The organism is Streptomyces africanus, assembly GCF_002150735.1.
Lineage (GTDB): Bacteria > Actinomycetota > Actinomycetes > Streptomycetales > Streptomycetaceae > Streptomyces > Streptomyces africanus.
Window position 1 is genome coordinate 1 of record NZ_MUKA01000610.1, and the last position, 555, is coordinate 555.

Consider the following 555-nt stretch of genomic DNA (forward strand, 5'->3'; position numbering starts at 1 on the left):
GGCCCCTCGTAGCCCTGCGTGAATTCCTCCAGCGCGTCGAGGTCCTCGACGAGCCAGGAACGGGCCCGTTTGGTGTCCCGCCCCGGCCGGTCGCCGAGCCGCCAGCCGCTGGGCTCCACGCGCGCGTACAGCTCGACGAGCAGGCCGGCGGTCCGCCCGATCATGTCCGCGCCGGGTCCGCGGGCGGGCAGTTCGGGCAGGAAGGGGAAGTCCTCGAAGGTTCCGGTGGCGGTTCTGACGGCCTCCCGGGCGTCGCCCCCGGGCAGGGAGCCGACCCCCGTGGCGGCGCCGAACCTGAACTGGCNNGCGGCCCGGCCGGTCAGTTCCCCGGTCGTACCGTCAGGTCGTTGACCTCGGCGTCCCTCGGCAGGTCCAGGGCCATCAGGATCGTCGTGGCGACCGACTCGGGGTCGATCCACTTCGACGCGTCGTACTCCTTGCCCTCCTGCTGGTGGACCTTGGCCTGCATGGGGCTGGCCGTGCGGCCGGGATAGACGGAGGTGACGCGGACGCCCTTGCCGTGCTCCTCGTGACGGAGGGAGTCGGCGAGGGCCT

Annotated in this window: 2 pseudogenes; both read right to left on the reverse strand. The window is 72.9% G+C overall.

Annotated features, from left to right (window positions below):
• Positions 1 to 323, reverse strand: a pseudogene (locus tag CCL05_RS42625) (methionine synthase); the annotation flags it as partial.
• A pseudogene (locus tag CCL05_RS46890) lies at positions 320 to 555 on the reverse strand (SDR family oxidoreductase); the annotation flags it as partial. The pseudogenes CCL05_RS46890 and CCL05_RS42625, both read right to left, overlap by 4 nt.